Raw genomic sequence first — 20,564 nt, 5'->3', positions numbered from 1 at the left:
ATCAACGCTCCACCAGCGCGATGCGCTTGTTGTACCAGTTCATGAATATCGAAATCGACAGGCTGACCGTGAGGTAGGCGCCCATGATGATGAGAATGCCCTCGATGGCCTGGCCGGTCTGGTTCAGCGTGGTGTTCACCACCGACACGATGTCGGGGTAGCCGATGGCCACGGCCAGCGAGCTGTTCTTGGTCAGGTTCAGGTACTGGCTGGTCATCGGCGGGATGATCACGCGCAGCGCCTGCGGCAGCACCACCAGGCGCAGCACCTGCTTGCGGCGCAGGCCCAGCGAACCGGCGGCTTCCCACTGGCCAGTATTGACCGCCTGGATGCCCGAACGCACCACTTCGGCGATGAAGGCCGAGGTGTAGACCACCAGGCCCGCCATCAAGGCAGCAAACTCCGGCGACAAGGTCAGGCCGCCCGAGAAGTTGAAGCCCTTGAGCTCCGGCATGTCCAGGGTCAGCGAGGCGCCGCTGGCCAGCCAGCCGATGATGGGCAGGCCGATGAGCAGGCCGATGGCGGCGCGGCCCAGCGGGAACACCCGGCCGGTCGCCTCCTGGCGTTTCTTGCCCCAGTGGCCCAGGAAGATGATCGCCACGATGGCCAGGCCCAACCCGCCCAGCATCCAGTCCAGCGAATTGCCTTCCAGCCCCGGCACCTTCAGGCCGCGGTTGGAGATGAACACGCCTGGCAACGGATTGTGCGCCTGGCGCGGACCCGGCATGTTTTCCGTGATCAGCGCGTACCAGAAGAACAGCTGCAGCAGCAGCGGCACGTTGCGCATCACTTCGACATAGACCGACGTGATCTTGGCGACCAGCCAGTTCTTGGACAGGCGGCCGATGCCGATGAGCGTGCCGAGTATCGTCGCCAGCACGATGCCGATGACGGCCACGCGCAGCGTGTTGAGCAGGCCGACCAGGATGGCGCGGCCGTATGTGTCGGAGGGGCTGTAGGCGATGGGAGTTTCGCCGATGGCGAAGCCGGCCTCGCGTTGCAGGAAGCCGAAGCCCGTGGCGATATTACGCACGGACAGGTTGTGCAGCGTGTTTGAAACCAGGAACCACACGGCCCAGGCCACCGCGGCCAGCGCCAGCACCTGGTAGACCACGGAGCGCACCCCGGGATCGTTCCAGTTCAGACGCCGGGGGGGTGCCGATGCAGGCGCGCTTTTATTGGGAGTATTCATGAGTGAATCTACAGAAGTCGGAATACCGGGCGGCGAAGCCGGCGAGGCCGCGCCACCCACTCCTGCCACCCGCCCTCGGGCGGGAGAGGAAAAACGGAGCGCCAGGCTCCGTTTTTCCAGGCAGCCGTGTGTTAGCGCACCGGCCAGCCGTACATCAAGCCACCATTCTTGTAGGAAGCGTTCAAGCCGCGTTCCAGCTTCATCGCGCTGCTCTTGCGCAGCGTGTTTTCGAAGCTTTCACCGTAGTTGCCCACGTTCTTGATGATGTTGTAGGCCCACTTGTCATCCACGCCCAGGTTCTTGCCCATGCCCGGGGTCACGCCCAGGATGCGCTGGATGTTGGGGTTGGGGCTCTTCGCCATTTCGTCGACGTTGGCCTTGGTGATGCCGTATTCCTCGGCTTCGAGCATGGCGTTGAGCGACCAGCGCACGATGTTGAACCATTGCTCGTCGCCCTGGCGGACCATGGGGCCCAGCGGCTCCTTGGAGAAGTCTTCCGGCAGGATGACGAACTTGTCCGGGTTCTCGAGCGTGGTGCGAGTGGAAGCCAGTTGCGACTTGTCGGTGGTGAAGGCGTCGCAGCGGCCGGCCGAGAAGGCGCGGATGATTTCGTCGTACTTGTCGATCACGACAGGCTTGAATTCGATCTTCTGGCCGCGGAACCAGTCAGCCAGGTTCAGTTCGGTGGTGGTGCCAGGCTGCACGCAGATGGTGGCGCCGTTCAGTTCCTTGGCGCTCTTGACGTTCAGGTCCTTGGAGACCATGACGCCCTGGCTGTCGTAGTAGTTCACGCCCACACCGATCAGGCCCAGCGTCGTGTCGCGCGTCAGGGTGACGGTGGTGTTGCGGGTGAGGACGTCCACTTCGCCGGATTGCAGGGCGGTGAAGCGCTGCTGCGTGTTCAGCGGGGTGAACTTGACCTTGGTGGCGTCGCCGAACATGGTCGAGGCGATGGCGCGGCACAGATCGACGTCGATGCCCTTGTATTCGCCCTTGCTGTCAGCGATGGAGAACCCCGGAATGCCCGTCGAAACCCCGCACTGGACAAACCCTTTTTTCTTGACGTTATCGAAGGTTGCGCCCGCATTGGCGGCCGCGGATGCAGCAAACAGGGCGGCGCCGACAGCAGCGAGTTTCAGTACTTTCATCGTGTTCTCCGTGTGGGATAAAGCGAAGTCGCACGCAGGCCGGGTTGGGTCCACGTATGGGGCGGATGGTAGCGTCCGCGCCACTCGCGGCGCATCCGGGAATTCCCTTGAAATATAGGGACACTGGATGAAATGAAACGCTGTTTCCCGACAAAAAAGGGACGCTCTTTGAGCCAGGACAAACGCTTCCGGAGACCTTGCGCCTGAAGATTTATCCGCGCCTCCTCCAGGCGGTTTAGGCCACCTTAGTGTCCCCGAGTTACTATTGCGGCTTCATCTGACAGCCGCCATGATCGAATTCCAGCACGTATTCAAATCATATGGTCGCGGCCGCAATATCCTGGCCGACATCAACTTCCGCGTGAGCGCGGGAGAGTTCGTTTTCGTATCCGGGCCGTCCGGCGCCGGCAAGTCCACTTTGCTCAAGCTGATCGGCGGGCTGGAGCCCGCCAGCCGGGGGTCGATCCAGGTCAACGGCCAGCGGCTGGACAAGCTGCCCGCCCGCGCCCGACCGTACCTGCGCCGCGCCGTGGGCGTCATCCTGCAGGACACTCACCTGCTGTTCGATCGAACAGCGTTCGAAAATGTCATGCTGCCGCTGGCGGTCACGGGCCACGCCTGGGGCTCGGCCGCGGCGCGCGCCCGCGCCGCTCTGGACAAGGTGGGGCTGTCCGGCAAGGAAGACCTGAATCCGATCGAACTGTCCGGCGGCGAGCAGCAGCGCCTGGCGATCGCGCGGGCCATCGTCAACCGGCCCGCCATCCTGATCGCCGACGAACCCACCGCCAACCTCGACCACGACAACGCGCAGCGCATCATGAATGTGTTCCGCGACTTCAACCGCGTCGGCGTGACCACGCTGATCGCCTCGCACGACCAGGACCTCATGGCGCGCTACGCCACCCGCACCTTGCGCATCGACCCGGGCAAGTTCGCCGACTCCCAGGGCGCCGGAACGGCGCAGCCTGAGACCGGCGCAGGACTTGCCGGCACCGGGCAGCCGGGCGCCGCGCCCGGCCGGGCCTACCCGGGAGAGTCCGCATGAACGCCTGGCTGCGGCAACACCGCTACGCGCTCCTGGTCACCCTGCGCCGCCTGATCAAGCAACCGTTCTCATCCCTGGCCAACCTGCTGGTCATGGCCCTGGCCTTGGCCCTGCCGCTGCTGGGCAGCGCCATCCTGGTCTCGGTCCAGCCGGTGGCGCGCCAGATGTCCGTCACCCCTGAAGTCACCGTCTTCATGCGCGTGGATGCCCCCTCGGGCGCCGCCGCGGACGTGGCCAAGCGCATCCAGGACGAATACAAGGACGACATCCGCGCCGTGCGCGTGGTGGGCCGCGAGGACGCCCTGGCGGATCTGCGCGCCAACCCGGCGTGGCAGCAGGCGCTGGCCGTGCTGCCGGGCAACCCGCTGCCGGATGCGGTGGTGGTGACGCTGGCCGACGGCGACAACCTGGCCGGCCGGGCCGACAAGCTGGCGGCGTCCTGGAAGCAATGGAACCATGTCGACCTGGTGCAGCTGGACAGCGCCTGGGTGCAGCGCCTGGAGGCCATCCTGCGCTTTGCCCGCATCGGCCTGGGCTTCCTGGCCGCTTGCGTGGCGGTGGTGGTGCTGGCGACCGTCTTCAACACCGTGCGCATGCAGGCGCTTTCGCAACGCGAGGAAATCGGCGTGGCCCGGCTGGTGGGCGCCACGGAATCCTTCGTGCGGCGCCCCTTCCTGTACCTGGGCGCGCTGTCCGGCGCGGTGGCCTCGCTGCTGGCCATAGGCGTGGCGGCGATCGCGCTGTCGCCGCTGAACGACGCCCTGGTCGGACTGGCCCGCAGCTACGGGGCCGAGTTCGCCCTGCACCTGCCCGGCCCGGCCGTGCTGATCGGCGCGGTAATCGCCTCGGCCGCCCTGGGCGCCCTGTCGGCGCGGTGGTCGGTTACCCGCAGCACGCGTTTCTGACGCGCCGCGCCTAAAGCTCCGTATAAAGCCCCTTCCTCCCCGTGATCCGGGGAACGACTTCCGCCCGCCTGTGTAGGATGCCTGCATGCCTGCCAGCGGGCGGCCGGCTATGGGCCGGGCGGCAAAAACAGGACACATTCCTGCGTCGGTTACACAGCCGTTCACCCGCTGGAAGCTTGAGTATGCAAGAATAAAGCGACATTTTCTTACATATTTTGATACATTTCTGCCTCGAGCTGCCACCTTCGTGTCCAAATCGCTGTTCTTGCCCTTAATCGAGTCCCATGGCCGCCCGTCTTGAAGCCCGTGCGACGCGCCACTATTTCGACAGCGCGTTCCAGTGTCAGGCGGTGAAAGTACTGCCCAACGAGTACTACGTCACCAACGAAGACCTGATGATCTCGACCGTCCTGGGGTCTTGCGTCGCCGCCTGTATCCATGACCCGGTCACCGGCGTGGGCGGCATGAACCATTTCATGTTGCCGGAAGGCGACATGCAGTCGCCCGCCTCGGCCACCATGCGTTACGGCGCCTTCGCCATGGAAGTGCTGATCAACGAACTGCTGAAGGCTGGCGCGGTGCGCGACCGGCTCGAAGCCAAGGTGTTCGGCGGCGGCGCCGTGCTCTCCGCCATGCAGCAGATGAACATCGGCGAACGCAACGGCCAGTTCGTGCTGAGTTATCTCAAGACCGAAGGCATTCCCGTCAAGGCGCAGGACCTGGGCGACGTGCACGCGCGCCGCATCAACTACTTCCCGCGCGACGGCCGGGTGATGGTCCGCAAGATGGCGCCGCACCACCAGCGCGCCGAGGAAATCATCGCCAAGCGCGAACAGGCGGCCGCCCAGAGCGTGCAGGCCAAGACCGAAAGCCCGCAGCGCGTCGAGCGCTTCACCCGGCCCGGCGTGGAGCGTTTCGACCGCCCGGCCCGTCCCGGCGTCGAACGCTTCGACCGTCCGGTCCGCCCCGGCGTGGAACGCTTCGACACCGCGCTGACGCGCCGGCGCCGCGCCGAGACCGCCGGCGACTGAACCGCGCCGACGCGCATTGCGCCGCATGCGCCCCTACAATCGGCGCATGTCCACCGTCCGCCTGTTCTTCGCCCTGTGGCCTGCCCCCTCGCTGGCCGCCCAGCTCGCGGCCTGGGCAGAGCAGGCGCGGCCCGGTTGCGGCGGACGCGCCATGCGCACGGAAACCCTGCACCTGACCCTGGCGTTCCTGGGGCCGGTGGACGCGGCGCTCGCCGACGAGCTGGCCGCAGCCACGCCCGAACGGCGTCTCGCGCCCGAGGACATGACCCTGGACCGCTATGGCGTCTTCGGCCGCCAGCGCATCCTGTGGGCCGGCCCTGGCGACACGCCCGCGGGCCTGCAGGCCGCCCACGATGAACTCTGGTCTTGGCTGTCGGGCTTCGGCCTGACCGCGCCGCCCCAGCCCTTCCGCCCGCACGTCACCCTGCTGCGCAACATCGAACACGCCAGCCCGCCCGCCGAGGCGCCCGCTCCCCTGCCCTGGCGCTACGACCGCATGGTGCTGGTGGCATCGGAATCGCAATCAGGCGGCAGCCGCTACCGCATCGTGGCGCAGTCGCGGCCGCAGAACGCCTGAGGCCCCCTCTGGCACAATCAGCCAGTTGCCACCCCCCCGGGATCGCCATGATCATCCTGCTGGACCAAGACGGCGTGCTCGCCGATTTCGAACACGCCTTCATCGACGCCTGGCACGCTCGCCATCCGGACATCCCGCCCGTGGCGTTCGAGAACCGCAAGTCCTTCTACATCCGCCAGGACTACGCCCCCGAGCTGCGCGGCATGGCCGAAGCCATCTACACGGCGCCCGGCTTCATCCGCGACCTGCCGCCGGTGCCTGGGGCGCTGGACGCCGTGAAGGAATTGCTGGCGCTGGGCATGGACGTGCGCATCTGCTCCTCGCCGCTGTCGCAGTTCGAGAACTGCGTGGCGGAAAAATACCTGTGGGTGGAAAAGCACCTGGGGCGCGACGCCACCAACCGGCTGATCCTGACCAAGGACAAAACGCTGGTGCATGGCCATCTGCTGATCGACGACAAGCCGCTGATCGAAGGCGCGGTGAAGCCGCGCTGGAAGCACATCCTGTTCGACGCCCCCTACAACCGCGAGGTGTCGGACCGCCCCCGCATCACCTGGCAGAACTGGCGCAACGTGCTGGCCGGAGAGCTGTATACGGCAGATGAGTGAGTCCTGTTCAGCTGCCGTAATTTGGGACTATTCTGTGTTGCTGTACCCCCCACCCTGGAGGAGCCTGCACCATGAATCTGCACCGCCTGCTGAAGCAGCGAGAAGCCGACCATAAGCCTTTGCGTGTTGCACTGCTAGGCGCCGGGAAGTTCGGCGCGATGTTCATGAGCCAGGCCCCGCGCACGCCGGGGATGCGACTGGTTGCCGTGGCCGATCTGGCGCCCGACCGCGCCCGCGCGGCGCTCACCAGGGTCGGTTGGCCGGCCAGCGCGCTTAACGCCAGCAGCACCAATGACGCCCTGAAGAACGGCAAGGTCTACTTCAGCGACGATCCGCACGCCGTGATCGCCAGCCCAGACGTCGATATCGTCATCGACGCCACCGGCCAGGCCGCCGCCGGCATCAGCCATGTGCTGGCCTGCTGCGAATACGGCAAGCACATCATCATGGTCAACGTCGAGGCCGACGCGCTCGCCGGCCCGCTGCTGGCGCGGCGCGCGCGCGAAGCCGGCATCGTCTATTCGCTGGCCTACGGCGACCAACCCGCCCTGATCTGCGAAATGGTGGACTGGGCCCGCGCCAGCGGCTTCGAGGTCATGGCCGCGGGCAAGGGCACCAAGTACCTGCCCGAGTTCCATACGTCCACGCCGGACACCGTCTGGCCCTATTACGGCTTCACCGCCGAAATGGTCGCGGCGGGCGACTTCAACGCGCAGATGTTCAACAGCTTCCTGGACGGCACCAAGAGCGCCATCGAGATGGCTGCGGTCTCCAACGCCACCGGGCTGCTGCCCTCGCCTTCCGGCCTGCACTTTCCGCCCTGCGGCGTGGACGACCTGGCGCGCGTGCTGCGTCCGCGCGAAAACGGCGGCATCCTGCACCACCGCGGGCAGGTCGAGGTGATTTCCTCGCTGGAACGCGATGGCCGCCCGGTGTTCCGCGACCTGCGCTGGGGCGTGTACGTGACCCTGGCCGCCGACAGCGACTACGTGCGCCGCTGCTTCAAGGAATATGGACTGGTCACCGACCCCAGCGGCAACTACACCGCCATGTACAAGCCGTACCACCTGATAGGCCTGGAACTGGGCATCAGCGTGGCCAGCGTGGGCTTGCGGCGCGAACCCACCGGCGCGCCCGCCGGCTGGCACGGCGACGTCGTCGCCACCGCCAAGCGCGACCTGCCGGCCGGCCAGATCCTGGACGGCGAAGGCGGCTACACGGTATACGGCCGGCTGATGCCGGCGCGCGATTCGGTGGATGAGGGCTATCTGCCGCTGGGTTTGTCGCACCAGGTCAAGCTGAAGAACCCGGTGCGGCAATCGCAGGCGATCCGCTGGAGCGACGTGGAATACGACAACAGCTCCACGGCGGTGCAGTTCCGCCGCGAAATGGAGCAGACTTTCGCCTAGGGTGCGCCCGCGCTGCGCAGGCCGCCGAACGGCCCGGCGTCTCAGACCGGCGCCGGCCGTTCCGCCTGGAACAGGCGCAGGCGATCCGCGGCATTGCGCAAATGCCGGTCGGCGGCGCGTCCGGCGGCATCCGGGTCGCCCGCGTCTATGGCCGCGAAGATCGCCTGATGCTCGCTCTGCACCGCAGCCATGCGTTCGGCATACATGCGCGCCGTGTTGTTGCGCGCGCTGCGGATGACGCGGCGCACATTGGCTTCCAGGTAATCGTTCAGGGCCACCAGATGCGGGTTGTGGGTGGCCAGCACGATGGCATGGTGGAACTGGTAGTCCTCTTCGTCGCCCAACTTGTCGTTGAGCAGCGCATATTCCATGCCCACCAGCGCCTGGCGCATCTTCTTCAGGTCGGCGTCGGTGCGGCGCTGCGCGGCGTAGCGCGCGGCGGTGACTTCAATGGACAGCATCAGCTCCAGGATGTGTTCCAGCTCCTGGTTGTCGCCCGGCGTGGGCGCGGCGATGCGGAAGGCGTTCTTCTGGAAGTTCGGGTCGACGAACACCCCGCTGCCTTGCTGCGACGTGATCAGGCCTTCGGACTTCAGGCGCGCCAGCGCTTCGCGCACGACGGCGCGGCTGACCGAGTAGGTTTCGGTCAGCTGCTTTTCCGTGGGCAGGCGATCGCCGGGCGCGAGCACGCCCTGGCGGATCTGCTCCGCCAACGCATCGCCCAGCGCCGCCGAAAGCGAACTTTTGGGCGCGGCGCGCGGCGGATCCTGTGCTTGGTTGGGCTGCATGTCGAATGGTTGAAACGTGCAGGCGGCGCGCTAGGGCGCCGCCTCGTGTTTATGGGAATGCCTGGCAGGCCGGCCACGGCATGGACAGCCGCGCCATCCTGGGACTTTACGCGATATAGATGCCGCCGTTGACCTGCATGACCTCGCCCGTGACGAAACCCGCCAGCGGCGAGCACAGGAAGGCGATGGAACCGGCGATCTCCTCGGCCGTGCCGTAGCGGCGCAGCGGCGTGCTTTCGAGCAACTGCACGCCCTTCTGCCCGATCAGGTCCTGGGTCATGGAGGTGGCGATGATGCCCGGCGCCACCGCGTTCACGCGGATCTGCGGTGCCAGTTCCAGGGCCAGGCTGCGCGTGAAGCTCTGCACCGCGCCCTTGGACGCCGAATAGGCCGCGTGCGCATAGCTGCCGCGCTGGGCCGCCAGCGAGGTCAGCAGCACGATGGAGCCATCGTGGCGCAAGTGGCGCTGGGCGGCGCGGCACACATAGAAGGTGCCGTCCAGGTTCACGCGCATCAGCGTGCGCCAGGCCTCGTCGCTGGTGTCCTTGACCAGCTGCTCCGGGTAGATGCCGGCGCAATGCACCAGATGGTCCAGTCCGCCGAAATGCTTGGCTGCGGCTTCAAACACACGTTCGCAATCGGCAGACGCCGACACGTCCAGCGCACGCGTGTAGACGCGCTGGCCACTGGGGTCCAGTTCGGCCGCGACCTCTTCCAGGCGCGCATTGTCGATGTCGGTCAGCACCAGCCGGGCGCCATGCGCCGCCATCAGCCGCGCCGTCGCCAGGCCGATGCCATTGCCTGCGCCGGTGATGGCGGCAACCTTTCCTTCGAACGAAATCATTCTGTCTCCTGAAGCACACGTATGCGGGCTGAAACGCCCGGCCGGCCGCTGCCGAAATTCCGATTGGACTCCCGAAACGGCCGCTTGACACGGGAAAAACGCTTGCCCTATGATTTATCGGACAACTTAATAAAGTTGCCTGACAACTTATTCCGAAAGCGTAAAGCAACTGGCGCTTTCAGGCAAGAGAGTCGGCAACGACACGGCGGCAAGCCGCTACCCAGGCAGGGGACAAACAGGTGGAAATCACCGGCAGCACTACCGTTTTCGCGATCGCGGCGGACCCGATCGCGCACGTCAAGACGCCTCAGCGGCTCAATGCCCTGCTGCGCGAGCGCGGCGTGGACGCGGTCATGATCCCGTTCCATGTGGCCCCCGCCGGCCTGCCCGGCCTGTTCGCCGGTATCCGCGGGTTGGCCAATCTGGGCGGCATCGTGGTGACGGTGCCCCACAAGGAAAACGCCGCCGCCCTTTGCGACGCGCTGACGCCCTCGGCCCAATTGAGCGGCGCGGTCAACGCGGTGCGCCTGCGCGAAGGCGTGCTCACGGGCGGCAATTTCGACGGGCTGGGCTTCGTCGCCGGGCTGCGCAGCCAGGGCCATGATCCCGCTGGCCGCCATGTCTACCTGGCTGGCCTGGGCGGCGCGGGCAAGGCCATCGCCTGCGCCATCGCCGACGCCGGTCCCGCCAGCCTGCGCCTGTACAACCGCAGCGCCGACAAGGCGGTCTCCTTTGCCGCCCATCTCGCCCGCCAATACCCCGGCCTGGCCATCAGCGTGGCCGGCGCCGCGCCCGAAGCCTGCGACATCGCCATCAACGCGACCTCGCTGGGCCTGAACGACACCGATCCCCTGCCCTTTCAGCTGGACGCGCTTGCCGCCGGCACCGTCGTCGCCGATGCCGTGATGAGCCGCGTCGACACGCCCCTGCTGCGCACCGCCGCCGCGCGCGGCTGTCGCACGCATCCGGGCCTGTACATGCTGGAAGGACAGATCGCCGAAATTGCCCGCTTCCTGGGCATAGAAGAACCGCGCCGGGGCCTGTCCGCCAGCGCGCGTGCTTGATCCACAAATTCACCACACTCCCGTCCCACGGAGGAGACACGCATGAAATTGGCTTTCACCACCGGCCTGCTGTGCCTGGCCGGCATCGCCGCATCGGCCCAGGCCGCGCCCGTCAAGATCGGCCTGATCGAGACGCTGTCCGGCCCGCAGGCTTCGACCGGCCTGATTTTCCGCGCCGCGGTCAAATATGAGCTGGACCGCATCAACGCCGCCGGCGGCTGGAACGGCCAGCCGCTGGAGCTGGTCGAGTTCGACAACCAGGGCGGCCCGGTCGGCGCCTCCGACCGCTTCCGCGCGGCGGCGGCAGAAGGCGTGCAGATCCTGGTGCAGGGTTCGTCGTCGGCCATTTCCGGCCAGTTGACGGAAGATGTGCGCAAGCACAACCTGCGCAACCCCGGCAAGGAGGTCGTGTTCCTGAACGTAGGCGGTGAAGCCTTGGAGCTGACCGGCCAGAAGTGCCACTTCTATCACTTCCGCTTCGCCACCAACGCCGACCTGCGCGTGAAGGCGCTGGCTTCCGTCATGTCGGCCGACGGCACGCTGGGCAAGCGCGTGTACGCCATCAACCAGAACTACTCCTGGGGCCAGGACATGGAAGGCGCCACCGAGCGTTTCGCCAAGCAGTATGGCTATGAAGTGGTCGGCAAGACGCTGCACGAAGTCAACAAGATCCAGGACTTCGCGCCCTACGTGGCGCGCATCCGTTCGGCCACGCCCGACACCGTGATCACCGGCAACTGGTCCAACGACCTGCTGCTGCTGATGAAGGCCACGCAGGCCGCGGGCCTGAAGGTCCGCTTCGCCACGGTGTTCCTGGACCAGGTAGGCAACCTGGCCAACGCCGGCGAAGTCGCGCTGGGCCACTACATCGCCCACCCCTACAACATCGAGGCCGCGGGCGAGGAAGGCGCCAAGTTCGCCGAGGACTACAAGGCCAAGACCGGCCACTACCCCAGCTACACCGAGCCGCAGACCGTGATCGGCATCCGCTTCCTGGGCGAGGCGCTCAAGCAGGTCCAGCCGCAGGACGGCAAGCTGTCGGTGCCGCAACTGGCCGGCGCGCTGGAGAAGGTCACCTACACCTCGTCGCTGGGCACCTACACCATGCGCGCCGAAGACCATCAGGTGCAGCTGCCGATGGTGGTGTCCAGGGTCGGCAAGAACGCCAAATACAAGGCAGACGGCACCGACATGGGCTTCGAGCCCGTCAAGGTGCTGGCCGCGGCCGAGGTGTCGGCGCCGGCGCAGGCGACTTGCAAGATGCAGCGGCCGAATTAATGGGTTGCGCGCGGTGATGATCGGCCGGCGTCATGCCGGCCATCAGCGCGCAGTGCATCGCGGTCCCTCGCAAACCAATAAGCGCACCCCCCGGCGCGGGCCGGAAAAATCCGGTGCGCAATCGCTCGCAAGACGTCCGTCGTCTTAGCGCAAGAATCCTGGAGCGGACATGGAATACTTTACCGTCTCGCTGTTGAACGGCGTGATTTACGGCCTGCTGCTATTCATGGTGTCGGCAGGCCTGACACTGATCTTCGGCATGATGGGCGTGCTCAACTTCGCGCACGCCTCGTTCTACATGATAGGCGCGTACGCCGCCTACACCCTGACGCCCGTCACCGGCTTCTGGGCCGCGCTGGTCCTGGCCACCCTTATCGCCGGCCTGCTCGGCATGGGCGTGGAGCGCTACTTCCTGCGTCGCGTCCACAAGTTCGGCCATGCGCAAGAATTGTTGGTGACCTTTGGCCTGGCCTTCATCGTGGCCGAGCTGATCAAGCTGTTCTACGGCGACTTTCCGGTCGACTACCGCGTGCCGCAGTTCCTCAACTTCGCGGCCTTCCGCGTGTTCGACGCGGACTATCCGTTCTACCGCCTGCTGATGGGCGGCGTGTCGCTGGCGATGTTCGCCGTGATCTATCTGCTGCTGTCGCGCACCCGCGTGGGCATCGTGGTGCGCTCGGCCATCTACCGTCCGCGCATGGCGGAAGCGCTGGGCCATAACGTGCCGCTGGTGTTCATGAGCGTGTTCGGCGTGGGCGCGGCCATGGCCGGCCTGGCGGGCGCAGTGGCCGGCGCCTTCTACACTACCAATCCGAATATGGCGCTGGAACTGGGCGTGCTGGTGTTCGTGGTGGTGGTGGTGGGCGGCCTGGGCTCGCTCGAAGGCGCGATGATCGCCTCGCTGCTGATCGGCCTGATCAGCTCGTTCTCGGTCGGCATCGACGCCAGCCTGGCGTCCTTGTTCGGCCTGTTCGGCGCCGGCGAATGGGCCGAGAGCGTGGGCGGCCTGATGACCGTGAAGGTCTCGAGCCTGGCGGCCACCCTGCCCTTCCTGCTGATGCTGGTGGTGTTGCTGGTCAAGCCCTCGGGCCTGAAGGGAGAGCAGGCATGAGCCAGACCCGCCGCGCTTCCACAATTTTCCTCCTGGCCTTGTGCGTGGCCGCGCTCTGCGCGCTGCCCTGGCTGCTGCCCCCGGGCCAGCTGGTGGCGGCAGTGCAGATGCTGATCGCCGCGCTGTTCGCCTGCGCCTTCAATCTGCTGGCCGGCCAGGGCGGCATGCTGTCCTTCGGTCACGCCGCCTACTTCGGCGTGGGCACCTTCGCCACCATCCACGCCATGAACGCGCTGGGCGGCGCGGGACTCCTGCCCACGCCCTTGATGCCGTTGGCTGGCGGCGTGGCAGGCCTGCTGTTCGGCCTGGTCGCGGGCTGGTTCGCCACCATGCGCGCCGGCGTGTACTTCGCCATGATCACGCTGGCGCTGGCCGAACTGCTGCACGCGCTGGCGCCGCACCTCAAGGGCGTGTTCGGCGGCGAGGCGGGCGTATCCGCCATGCGCATGCCGGCCTGGGGCTTCACTTTCGGTTCCGACATCGAAGTCTATTTCCTGGTGCTGGCCTGGGTGCTGGTGTCGCTGGCGGCGCTGTATGGCCTGACGCGCACGCCGCTGGGCCGGCTGACGCTGGGCCTGCGTGAAAACGCCAACCGCCTGCGCTATCTGGGCTATCGTCCGCACACGCTCAAAACCCTGGTGTTTGCGCTGTCGGCCATGTTCGCCGGCATCGCCGGGGGCTTGCAGGCGCTGAACATCGAGGCCGGCAACTACGTGCTGTTCGACGTCAAGCTATCCACCGACGCGGTGCTGTTCGCCTACATCGGCGGCGTCAATGCCTTCCTCGGTCCGGTGCTGGGTGCGTCCATCCTGACCTTCCTGTCACAGACGCTGGCCGACATCACCCGTTCCTGGCTGCTGTACCAGGGCATCCTGTTCGTGCTGGTGATGCTGTTCGTGCCGGACGGCCTGGTCGGCCTGGTGCAGGGCGCCGCCCGCTCGCTGCGCGAGCGCGGCCTGGGCAACTGGCTGCCGCGCGCCGCGGTGTCGGTGGCGGGCGGCCTGCTGCTGACCTGCGCCACGGTCTTCACGGTGGAATTGCTGCAACGCATGTTCGCCCGCGATTACCGTTCGCTGCTGGCGATGAACCCCGAGGCCGGCTGGCCCGACATTCCGCTGTTCGGCCACGACTGGGCGCCGCTGGCGCCGTCGACCTGGCTGATTCCGCTGGCGCTGTTCGCCGTGGGCCTCGCCGCCTGCCGCTGGGCGCTGGCCCTGTGGCGCGACGACGCCCAAGCCGCTCCCGCGCCGGAGGCCGCACAATGAGCCACGAGATCCTGACCCTGACCGACGTGCGCAAGTCCTTTGGCGACGCGCAGATCATCCGCGGCGTGAACCTGAAGATCGAGGCCGGCGAGCGCCATGCCGTCATCGGCCCGAACGGCGCGGGCAAGTCCACCCTGTTCCACCTGATGTCGGGCTCGTTCGCGCCGACCTCGGGCGACATCAGCCTGCATTCGCGCGCCATCGGCGGCCTACCGCCGGAACGCATCAACCGCCTGGGGCTGGCGCGCTCGTTCCAGATCACCAACGTGTTCCCGCGCCTGTCGGTGCGCGAGAACCTGCGGCTGGCGGTGCTGCGCATGCACGGGCTGGTCTACAACTTCTGGCGTCCCATCGCCCGCAACCGCGCCGTCAACGAAGACATTGACCGCCTGCTGGAAAAAGTGCGCCTGACCGCCAAACAGGACACCGCCGCCGGCGACCTGAACTATTCGGAGCAGCGCTCGCTGGAAATCGGCATGACGCTGGCCTCGCGCCCCAAGGTCATCCTGCTGGACGAGCCCATGGCGGGCATGTCCCAGCACGAGGTGGACTACACGGTCGAACTCATCAAGGACGTGACCCGCGATTGCACGCTGCTGATCGTGGAGCACGACATGCAGGTGGTGTTTTCGTTGGCCGACCGCATCAGCGTGCTGGTCTACGGCGAGATCCTCGCCACCGGCACGCCGGCCGACATCCGCGGCGACGCCCGCGTGCGCGAAGCCTACCTGGGAGAGGAAACGGTATGACGACGCAATCCCCCTTGCTGAGCCTGCAAGGCGTGCACGCCCACTACGGCAAGAGCCACATCCTGCACGGCATCGACCTGACCGTCGGCCGCGGCGAAGTCGTGAGCTTGCTGGGCCGCAACGGCGCCGGCCGCTCCACCACCATGAAGAGCATCATGGGCCTGGTGGACGTGACTGGCGGCAGCATCGCCATTGAAGGCCGCGACATCACCAACAAGCGCCCCTTCGAGATCGCCCGCGCCGGGCTGGGCTTCGTGCCGGAAGAGCGCGAGGTGTTCGCCAACCTGACCGTGGACGAAAACCTGCGCATGGGCGAGCAGCCCAAACGCCACGACGCGCCCTACTGGTCTACCGGGCAGATGTTCGACTACTTCCCGCGCCTGAAGGAGCGCCGCGGCACCAAGGCCGGCAACCTGTCGGGCGGCGAGCAGCAGATGCTGACCATGTGCCGTTCGCTCTTGGGCAACCCCAAGGTCATGCTGATCGACGAGCCCACCGAAGGGCTGGCGCCGAAGATCGTGGAAGTGATCGCCGACGTGATCCGCGACATCCACAAGCGCGGCGTGTCCGTGGTGCTGGTGGAGCAGAAGCTGACGATCGCGCTGAAGGTCTCGACCCGCGTCAGCGTGATGGGCCACGGCCGCATCGTTTTCGAAGGACCGCCCGCGCAGCTGCATGAGCGCCAGGACGTGGTCCAGGAATGGCTGGCGGTCTGAGCGCCGGCAAACACATCGCTAAGAGGCAAAAATCGTGGACCAAACCCCGGAAGTCATCCATCCCGACCTGCGCGGCCAAAGCGTCGTCATCACCGGCGGCGCCAAGGGCATAGGCCTGGCCACGGCGCAGGCGTTCGCGCGGCAAGGCGCGCGCGTGGCGCTGCTGGACATGGACACCACGGCGCTGGAAGAGGCCGTCGCCGGCCTGTCCGCGCTGGGCGGCGAAGCCCTGGCCGTGCAAGCCTCGGTCACCGACGCCGACGCCGTCGAGCGCGCCTTCGCACAGGTCGAACAGGCCTGGGGCCGCATCGACGTACTGGTCAATAACGCGGGCGTCTCGGCCAACAAGCCCACGCTGGAAGTCACCGTGGACGAATGGCGCCGCGCCGTGGACATCAACCTGACCGGCGTGTTCCTGTGCGCCCAGGCCGCCGGCCGCCGCATGGTGCCCGCCGGCGTCGGGACCATCATCAACCTGGCCTCGATGTACGGCGTGGTAGCGGCGCCCGACCGCGCCGCCTACTGCGCCACCAAGGGCGCGGTGGTGCTGCTGACCGAGACCCTGGCCGTGGAATGGGGCCCGCTGGGCGTGCGCGTGAACGCGTTGGCGCCGGGCTACGTGGAAACGGACCTGGTGCGCGACCTGGCCGCGCGCGGCCGTCTGGACCCCGAACGCCTCAAGCAGCGCACGCCGCTGCGACGCCTGGCGCAACCGGCCGAAATGGCCGACCTGGCGGTGTTCCTGGCCTCGCGCCAGGCCGGCTACATCAACGGACACACCCTGGTGGCCGATGGCGGCTGGAGCCGCTACAGCTACCTCTAATCGCAAGACACATACACATCTCTGGAGATTCACTCATGGCCACCCACCAACCGCTCGAGCCCCAGGCGCCCTGGCGGCAACTGACGGTAGACGCCAAGGACTGGCAACAGGCGGATCCCGCCCTGCTCGGCACCATGCTGACGCAGCTGCACTGGATCCGCGCCTTTGAAGAGGCCGTGCTGGAGCTGGCCGCCGAAGGCATGGTGCATGGCCCGGCGCATTCCTCCGTGGGCCAGGAAGGCGGCGCGGTCGGCTCGGTGCTGGCGCTGGGCGCCGGCGACCAGATCAACGGCTCGCACCGCGGCCACCATCAGTTCCTGGCCAAGGCGCTGCAGCACGTCGCGCCGCTGGGCCTGGACCCGCGCAATCCGCTCACGCCGGCCATCGACGAAGTCCTGCAGAAGACGCTGGCCGAGATCATGGGCCTGGCCCAGGGCTACTGCCGCGGCCGCGGCGGCAGCATGCACCTGCGCTGGCTGGAAGCGGGCGCGCTGGGCACCAACGCCATCGTGGGCGGCGGCGTGCCGCTGGCCGCCGGCGCGGGCTGGGCGCACAAGCACGCCGGCACCGACCGCGTCGCCGTGACCTACTTCGGCGACGGCGCGGTGAACATCGGTTCGGTACTGGAAACCATGAACCTGACCGCGGCCTGGAAGACGCCGCTGTGCTTCTTCATCGAGAACAACCGCTACGCGGTGTCCACCACGGTCGAAGAGTCCACCGCCGAACCGCGCCTGTCGGCGCGCGGCCTGGCCTTCAACATCCCGTCGTGGAAGGTGGACGGCATGGACCCGCTGGCGGTCCACCTGGCCATGTCCGAAGCCGTGGCGCACATGCGCGCCGGCAACGGTCCGACCATTGTCGAGGTCGACGTATACCGCTTCTTCCACCAGAACGGCCCCTTCCCCGGCAGCGCCTTCGGCTACCGCAGCAAGGACGAAGAATCGCAATGGCGCCGCCGCGATCCGCTGGACAAGATCGCCGCGGAGATGATCGCCCGCAAGCTGATCACGCAAGCCGAAGTGGACGCCCTGCGCCAGCGCTGCAAGGACGTGATGAAGGACGTGTCCGGCCGCCTGACCGAAGCCGCCGACGGCGGCAAGCGACGCGTGCGCGCCGACCTCTGGCCCAGTCCCGACTTCCGCGACGTGGGCCTGCGCAGCGACGGCTCGGAACTGGCCGGCCTGCGCTACCAGGAAGCCGCCGACCACGCCGGCCAATCCGCCGAGCGCAAGTTCGTGGACGCGGTGGCCGACGTGCTGGACCGCCGCATGGAAACCGATCCCGGCGTGGTGGTGCTGGGCGAAGACGTGCACCGCCTGAAGGGCGGCACCAACGGTGCCACGCGCGGCCTGAAGGACAAGTATCCCGACCGTGTGCTGGGCACCCCCATTTCGGAGAACGCCTTCGCCGGCCTGGGCGGCGGCCTGGCCATGGACGGCCGCTACCGGCCTATCGTGGAATTCATGTACCCCGACTTCATGTGGGTCGCGGCGGACCAGATCTTCAACCAGATCGGCAAGGCCCGCCACATGTTCGGCGGCGACATCGACGTGCCCTTCGTGCTGCGCACCAAGGTCGCGATGGGCACGGGCTACGGCTCGCAGCACTCGATGGATCCGGCCGGCATCTTCGCCACCGCGCCCGGCTGGCGCGTGGTCGCGCCGTCCACGGCCTATGAATACGTGGGCCTGATGAACACCGCGCTGGCATCCAAGGACCCGGTGCTGGTGATCGAACACGTGGACCTGTATGCGTCCTCGGGCGAGGTGCCCGCGGACGACCTGGACTACGCCATTCCGTTTGGCAAGGCTCGCGTGCGCCGCGCAGGCGGCAAGGTCACCATCCTGACCTACCTGTCCATGGTCAGCCGCGCTCTCAAGGCCGCCGAAGCGGCAGGTGTGGACGCCGAGGTCATCGACCTGCGCACGCTGGACCGCGCCAGCCTGGACTGGGACACCATCGGCGCCAGCATCATGAAGACCAACAACGTGCTGATCGTGGAGCAAGGCGCGCGCGGCACGTCCTACGGCGCCATGCTGGCCGACGAGATCCAGCGCCGCTACTTCGACTGGCTGGATCAGCCGGTCAAGCGCGTGACCGGCGGCGAGGCCTCGCCCAGCATCTCCAAGGTGCTGGAACGCGCGGCCTTCGCGGATACCGAGGAAGTGATGGCCGGCCTGGCCGAGGTGCTGGCCGACCTGGGAGAACAGGCATGAGCGCTTCCCTGCACATGACCGTGCCGATGGAAGTCGGCATCTGCTGCGCCGACCTGGACGCGCTGCTGGCCTTCTACACCGAGGTGGTGGGCCTGAAACTCGTCAACCGCGTCAGCGTGCCGGCCGACAAAGCCCAGGCCACCGGTCTGACACGCCACGGCTATGACGTGGCGCGGCTGCAAACCAGCTATGGCGAACGCATCAAGCTGTTGCAGCCCGCCGCCGCGCCCGAGGCCGCCGCGCGCGGCGCGGCCATCCTGGACCGCCAGGGCGCCACTTACCTGACCTTCATCGTGCGCGACCTGCCCGGCGTGGTGCGCGGACTGGAAGCGAAGGGCGTGGTGTTCGACAGCAAGCCGGCGCCGATGGAAGTGCGCCCCGGCACCTGGCTGGCGTTCTTCCGTGACCCCGAAGGCAATGTGCTGGAACTGGTCGAATACGACGATCCCGCCACCTACCGGCCCGACCTGGCCGGCGCCGCAGAATAGGACGAACAACGTGGCACACCTTATCAAGCTCCCCTCCGTTGCGGCCGACACCTCGGGCGGCACGCTGCACCAGTGGCTCAAGAAAGAAGGCGACCCGGTCGCCGTGGGCGACGCATTGGCGGAAATCGAAACCGAGAAGGCCATCGTCGAGATCAATGCCGAGCAGGCCGGCGTGCTGGGCCGCATCGTGGTCCAGGCCGGCGCGGCCTCCGTGCCGGTCAACACCGTGATCGGCGTGCTGCTGGTCCAGGGCGAAGACGCTATGGCCATCGACCGCGCGCTGGCCGAAGCCGGCGCCGCGCAGCCCGCGGCCGAAGTTGCCGCCAGCGCTGCCCCGGCCCCTGTCGCAGCCCCAACCGTGGTTTCGGCCAGCAGCGCTGCCGCCTCTGCTTCGGCGAGCGCCGCAGCCGCGCCGCGGACCCCGGCAGCCGCTGGCAGCGCTCCGGCTCCCGGCGGACGCCTGTTCGCCAGCCCGCTGGCGCGCCGCCTGGCCGCGCAATGGCATGTGGACCTGCTGGGCGTAACCGGCACCGGCCCGCACGGCCGCATCGTGCGCCGCGACGTGGAAGCGGCCCGCGACCGGGCTCCGGCCGCCGCAACCGCGCCGCTGCCCGGCCGCCCGGCCGCGCGCCGCGTGCCGCACAGCGGCATGCGCCGCGCCATCGCCCGCCGCCTCACCGAAAGCAAGCAGAACGTGCCGCACTTCTACCTGACGGTGGATTGCCGGATGGACGCGCTGCTGGCCCTGCGCGCGCAAGCCAACCAGGGCGGCGCGGTCAAGCTGTCGGTCAATGACTTCATCGTGCGCGCGGCGGCGCTGGCCCTGCGCGAAGTGCCGGAAGTGAACGCCAGCTGGCACGAGGATGCCGTCGAGTACCACGCCGGCGCCGACATCTCGGTGGCAGTGGCGACCGATGGCGGTCTGGTCACGCCCATCGTGCGCGACGCGGACATCAAGCCGCTGTCCGCCATCGCCGGCGAAATCGTCGAATTGGCCGGCCGCGCCAAGATCAACCGCCTCAAGCCCGAGGAATTCACCGACGGCTCGCTGACCGTGAGCAACCTGGGCATGTACGGCATCAGCCAGTTCGCCGCCATCATCAATCCGCCGCAGGCCGCCATCCTGGCGGTGGGCGCGGCCGAGATGCGTCCGGTGGTGGGCAGCGACGGCCAGCTTGCCGTCGCCACCGTCATGACCGTGACCCTGTCGGCGGACCACCGCGTGGTGGACGGCGCGGTGGGCGCGCGCTGGCTGGCCGCCTTCCGCACATTGATCGAAAACCCCGTGCGCATCCTGCTGTGAG

At 67.5% G+C, this 20,564-nt stretch carries 20 protein-coding genes; 16 read left to right on the top strand and 4 right to left on the bottom strand.

What is annotated here, in order from left to right:
* Window position 1 precedes the first annotated feature (1 nt).
* Window positions 2-1,192 (bottom strand): amino acid ABC transporter permease, encoded by a 1,191-nt coding sequence (locus IPU70_RS13995; protein ID WP_207468037.1) that lies wholly within the window; start codon window positions 1,190-1,192, stop codon window positions 2-4.
* 131 nt (window positions 1,193-1,323) lie between these two features.
* Window positions 1,324-2,340, bottom strand: a complete 1,017-nt coding sequence (locus IPU70_RS13990; RefSeq protein ID WP_207468035.1) for an amino acid ABC transporter substrate-binding protein — start codon at window positions 2,338-2,340, stop codon at window positions 1,324-1,326.
* 289 nt (window positions 2,341-2,629) lie between these two features.
* Here IPU70_RS13990 and IPU70_RS13985 point away from each other — a divergent pair, with 289 nt between their 5' ends.
* From IPU70_RS13985 to IPU70_RS13960, 6 genes are all read left to right on the top strand, one after another.
* Complete coding sequence (locus tag IPU70_RS13985; protein ID WP_207468033.1) at window positions 2,630-3,385, top strand: cell division ATP-binding protein FtsE; 756 nt, start codon at window positions 2,630-2,632, stop codon at window positions 3,383-3,385.
* Window positions 3,382-4,290: an ABC transporter permease gene (locus tag IPU70_RS13980; RefSeq protein WP_207468031.1), complete on the top strand. Its 909-nt coding sequence runs from the start codon at window positions 3,382-3,384 to the stop codon at window positions 4,288-4,290. The genes IPU70_RS13985 and IPU70_RS13980 overlap by 4 nt, the downstream gene beginning before the upstream one ends.
* A gap of 284 nt (window positions 4,291-4,574) precedes the next feature.
* Entirely contained in the window at window positions 4,575-5,321 is a 747-nt protein-coding gene (cheD, locus tag IPU70_RS13975; protein ID WP_207468029.1) for a chemoreceptor glutamine deamidase CheD, read from the top strand.
* Between the two features lie 46 nt (window positions 5,322-5,367).
* Entirely contained in the window at window positions 5,368-5,898 is a 531-nt protein-coding gene (gene thpR, locus IPU70_RS13970) for an RNA 2',3'-cyclic phosphodiesterase (RefSeq protein ID WP_207468028.1), read from the top strand.
* Window positions 5,899-5,945: 47 nt separating this feature from the next.
* On the top strand, window positions 5,946-6,506 hold the full coding sequence (locus IPU70_RS13965; protein WP_207468027.1) for a 5'-3'-deoxyribonucleotidase: 561 nt from the start codon (window positions 5,946-5,948) through the stop codon (window positions 6,504-6,506).
* A gap of 71 nt (window positions 6,507-6,577) precedes the next feature.
* Window positions 6,578-7,915: an NAD(P)H-dependent oxidoreductase gene (locus IPU70_RS13960; RefSeq protein ID WP_013396515.1), complete on the top strand. Its 1,338-nt coding sequence runs from the start codon at window positions 6,578-6,580 to the stop codon at window positions 7,913-7,915.
* 41 nt (window positions 7,916-7,956) lie between these two features.
* On the opposite strand, the gene IPU70_RS13955 is transcribed toward IPU70_RS13960, so the two are convergent.
* Window positions 7,957-8,703 carry a FadR/GntR family transcriptional regulator gene (locus tag IPU70_RS13955; RefSeq protein WP_207468026.1) on the bottom strand — a complete coding sequence of 249 codons (747 nt, stop codon included), beginning with the start codon at window positions 8,701-8,703 and terminating at the stop codon, window positions 7,957-7,959.
* Between the two features lie 106 nt (window positions 8,704-8,809).
* Window positions 8,810-9,547, bottom strand: a complete 738-nt coding sequence (locus IPU70_RS13950) for an SDR family NAD(P)-dependent oxidoreductase (RefSeq protein ID WP_207468025.1) — start codon at window positions 9,545-9,547, stop codon at window positions 8,810-8,812.
* Between the two features lie 239 nt (window positions 9,548-9,786).
* On the opposite strand from IPU70_RS13950, the gene IPU70_RS13945 reads away from it, so the two are divergent.
* From IPU70_RS13945 to IPU70_RS13900, 10 genes are all read left to right on the top strand, one after another.
* Complete coding sequence (locus IPU70_RS13945; RefSeq protein WP_207468024.1) at window positions 9,787-10,611, top strand: shikimate dehydrogenase; 825 nt, start codon at window positions 9,787-9,789, stop codon at window positions 10,609-10,611.
* A 42-nt stretch (window positions 10,612-10,653) separates the two neighbouring features.
* Window positions 10,654-11,889 (top strand): branched-chain amino acid ABC transporter substrate-binding protein, encoded by a 1,236-nt coding sequence (locus IPU70_RS13940; protein ID WP_207468023.1) that lies wholly within the window; start codon window positions 10,654-10,656, stop codon window positions 11,887-11,889.
* A gap of 169 nt (window positions 11,890-12,058) precedes the next feature.
* Window positions 12,059-13,000, top strand: coding sequence for a branched-chain amino acid ABC transporter permease (locus tag IPU70_RS13935; RefSeq protein ID WP_207468022.1), 942 nt, complete (start codon window positions 12,059-12,061; stop codon window positions 12,998-13,000).
* Window positions 12,997-14,265: a branched-chain amino acid ABC transporter permease gene (locus tag IPU70_RS13930; RefSeq protein ID WP_207468021.1), complete on the top strand. Its 1,269-nt coding sequence runs from the start codon at window positions 12,997-12,999 to the stop codon at window positions 14,263-14,265. Before IPU70_RS13935 ends, IPU70_RS13930 begins: the two co-directional genes overlap by 4 nt.
* Window positions 14,262-15,014, top strand: a complete 753-nt coding sequence (locus IPU70_RS13925; RefSeq protein ID WP_207468020.1) for an ABC transporter ATP-binding protein — start codon at window positions 14,262-14,264, stop codon at window positions 15,012-15,014. The genes IPU70_RS13930 and IPU70_RS13925 overlap by 4 nt, the downstream gene beginning before the upstream one ends.
* Entirely contained in the window at window positions 15,011-15,730 is a 720-nt protein-coding gene (locus IPU70_RS13920) for an ABC transporter ATP-binding protein (protein WP_207468019.1), read from the top strand. Before IPU70_RS13925 ends, IPU70_RS13920 begins: the two co-directional genes overlap by 4 nt.
* A gap of 34 nt (window positions 15,731-15,764) precedes the next feature.
* On the top strand, window positions 15,765-16,553 hold the full coding sequence (locus tag IPU70_RS13915) for an SDR family oxidoreductase (protein ID WP_207468018.1): 789 nt from the start codon (window positions 15,765-15,767) through the stop codon (window positions 16,551-16,553).
* Window positions 16,554-16,588: 35 nt separating this feature from the next.
* A complete protein-coding gene (locus IPU70_RS13910) occupies window positions 16,589-18,772 on the top strand; it encodes a thiamine pyrophosphate-dependent enzyme (RefSeq protein ID WP_207468017.1) in 2,184 nt (727 codons plus the stop codon).
* The gene (locus tag IPU70_RS13905; protein WP_207468015.1) at window positions 18,769-19,260 is read left to right on the top strand and encodes a VOC family protein; all 492 of its coding nucleotides are present in this window, start codon (window positions 18,769-18,771) and stop codon (window positions 19,258-19,260) included. The genes IPU70_RS13910 and IPU70_RS13905 overlap by 4 nt, the downstream gene beginning before the upstream one ends.
* Before the next feature lie 10 nt (window positions 19,261-19,270).
* Window positions 19,271-20,563 carry a pyruvate dehydrogenase complex dihydrolipoamide acetyltransferase gene (locus IPU70_RS13900; RefSeq protein WP_207468013.1) on the top strand — a complete coding sequence of 431 codons (1,293 nt, stop codon included), beginning with the start codon at window positions 19,271-19,273 and terminating at the stop codon, window positions 20,561-20,563.
* Window position 20,564: the final 1 nt, after the last annotated feature.

Origin of the sequence: Achromobacter sp. SD115, from assembly GCF_017355315.1 — a bacterium.
Lineage (GTDB): Bacteria > Pseudomonadota > Gammaproteobacteria > Burkholderiales > Burkholderiaceae_B > Achromobacter > Achromobacter xylosoxidans_B.
This window is presented reverse-complemented; position numbering and strand designations above follow the sequence as displayed.

Excerpts from the sequence above, each read along its gene's own strand:
- IPU70_RS13980 (WP_207468031.1), top strand. The coding sequence starts at position 3,382 with ATGAACGCCTGGCTGCGGCAACACCGCTACGCGCTCCTGGTCACCCTG.
- IPU70_RS13920 (WP_207468019.1), top strand. The coding sequence starts at position 15,011 with ATGACGACGCAATCCCCCTTGCTGAGCCTGCAAGGCGTGCACGCCCAC.
- IPU70_RS13925 (WP_207468020.1), top strand. The coding sequence starts at position 14,262 with ATGAGCCACGAGATCCTGACCCTGACCGACGTGCGCAAGTCCTTTGGC.
- IPU70_RS13935 (WP_207468022.1), top strand. The coding sequence starts at position 12,059 with ATGGAATACTTTACCGTCTCGCTGTTGAACGGCGTGATTTACGGCCTG.
- IPU70_RS13910 (WP_207468017.1), top strand. The coding sequence starts at position 16,589 with ATGGCCACCCACCAACCGCTCGAGCCCCAGGCGCCCTGGCGGCAACTG.
- IPU70_RS13940 (WP_207468023.1), top strand. The coding sequence starts at position 10,654 with ATGAAATTGGCTTTCACCACCGGCCTGCTGTGCCTGGCCGGCATCGCC.
- IPU70_RS13905 (WP_207468015.1), top strand. The coding sequence starts at position 18,769 with ATGAGCGCTTCCCTGCACATGACCGTGCCGATGGAAGTCGGCATCTGC.
- cheD (WP_207468029.1), top strand. The coding sequence starts at position 4,575 with ATGGCCGCCCGTCTTGAAGCCCGTGCGACGCGCCACTATTTCGACAGC.
- IPU70_RS13930 (WP_207468021.1), top strand. The coding sequence starts at position 12,997 with ATGAGCCAGACCCGCCGCGCTTCCACAATTTTCCTCCTGGCCTTGTGC.
- IPU70_RS13995 (WP_207468037.1), bottom strand. The coding sequence starts at position 1,192 with ATGAATACTCCCAATAAAAGCGCGCCTGCATCGGCACCCCCCCGGCGT.
- IPU70_RS13985 (WP_207468033.1), top strand. The coding sequence starts at position 2,630 with ATGATCGAATTCCAGCACGTATTCAAATCATATGGTCGCGGCCGCAAT.
- IPU70_RS13965 (WP_207468027.1), top strand. The coding sequence starts at position 5,946 with ATGATCATCCTGCTGGACCAAGACGGCGTGCTCGCCGATTTCGAACAC.
- IPU70_RS13990 (WP_207468035.1), bottom strand. The coding sequence starts at position 2,340 with ATGAAAGTACTGAAACTCGCTGCTGTCGGCGCCGCCCTGTTTGCTGCA.
- IPU70_RS13950 (WP_207468025.1), bottom strand. The coding sequence starts at position 9,547 with ATGATTTCGTTCGAAGGAAAGGTTGCCGCCATCACCGGCGCAGGCAAT.
- IPU70_RS13955 (WP_207468026.1), bottom strand. The coding sequence starts at position 8,703 with ATGCAGCCCAACCAAGCACAGGATCCGCCGCGCGCCGCGCCCAAAAGT.
- thpR (WP_207468028.1), top strand. The coding sequence starts at position 5,368 with ATGTCCACCGTCCGCCTGTTCTTCGCCCTGTGGCCTGCCCCCTCGCTG.
- IPU70_RS13960 (WP_013396515.1), top strand. The coding sequence starts at position 6,578 with ATGAATCTGCACCGCCTGCTGAAGCAGCGAGAAGCCGACCATAAGCCT.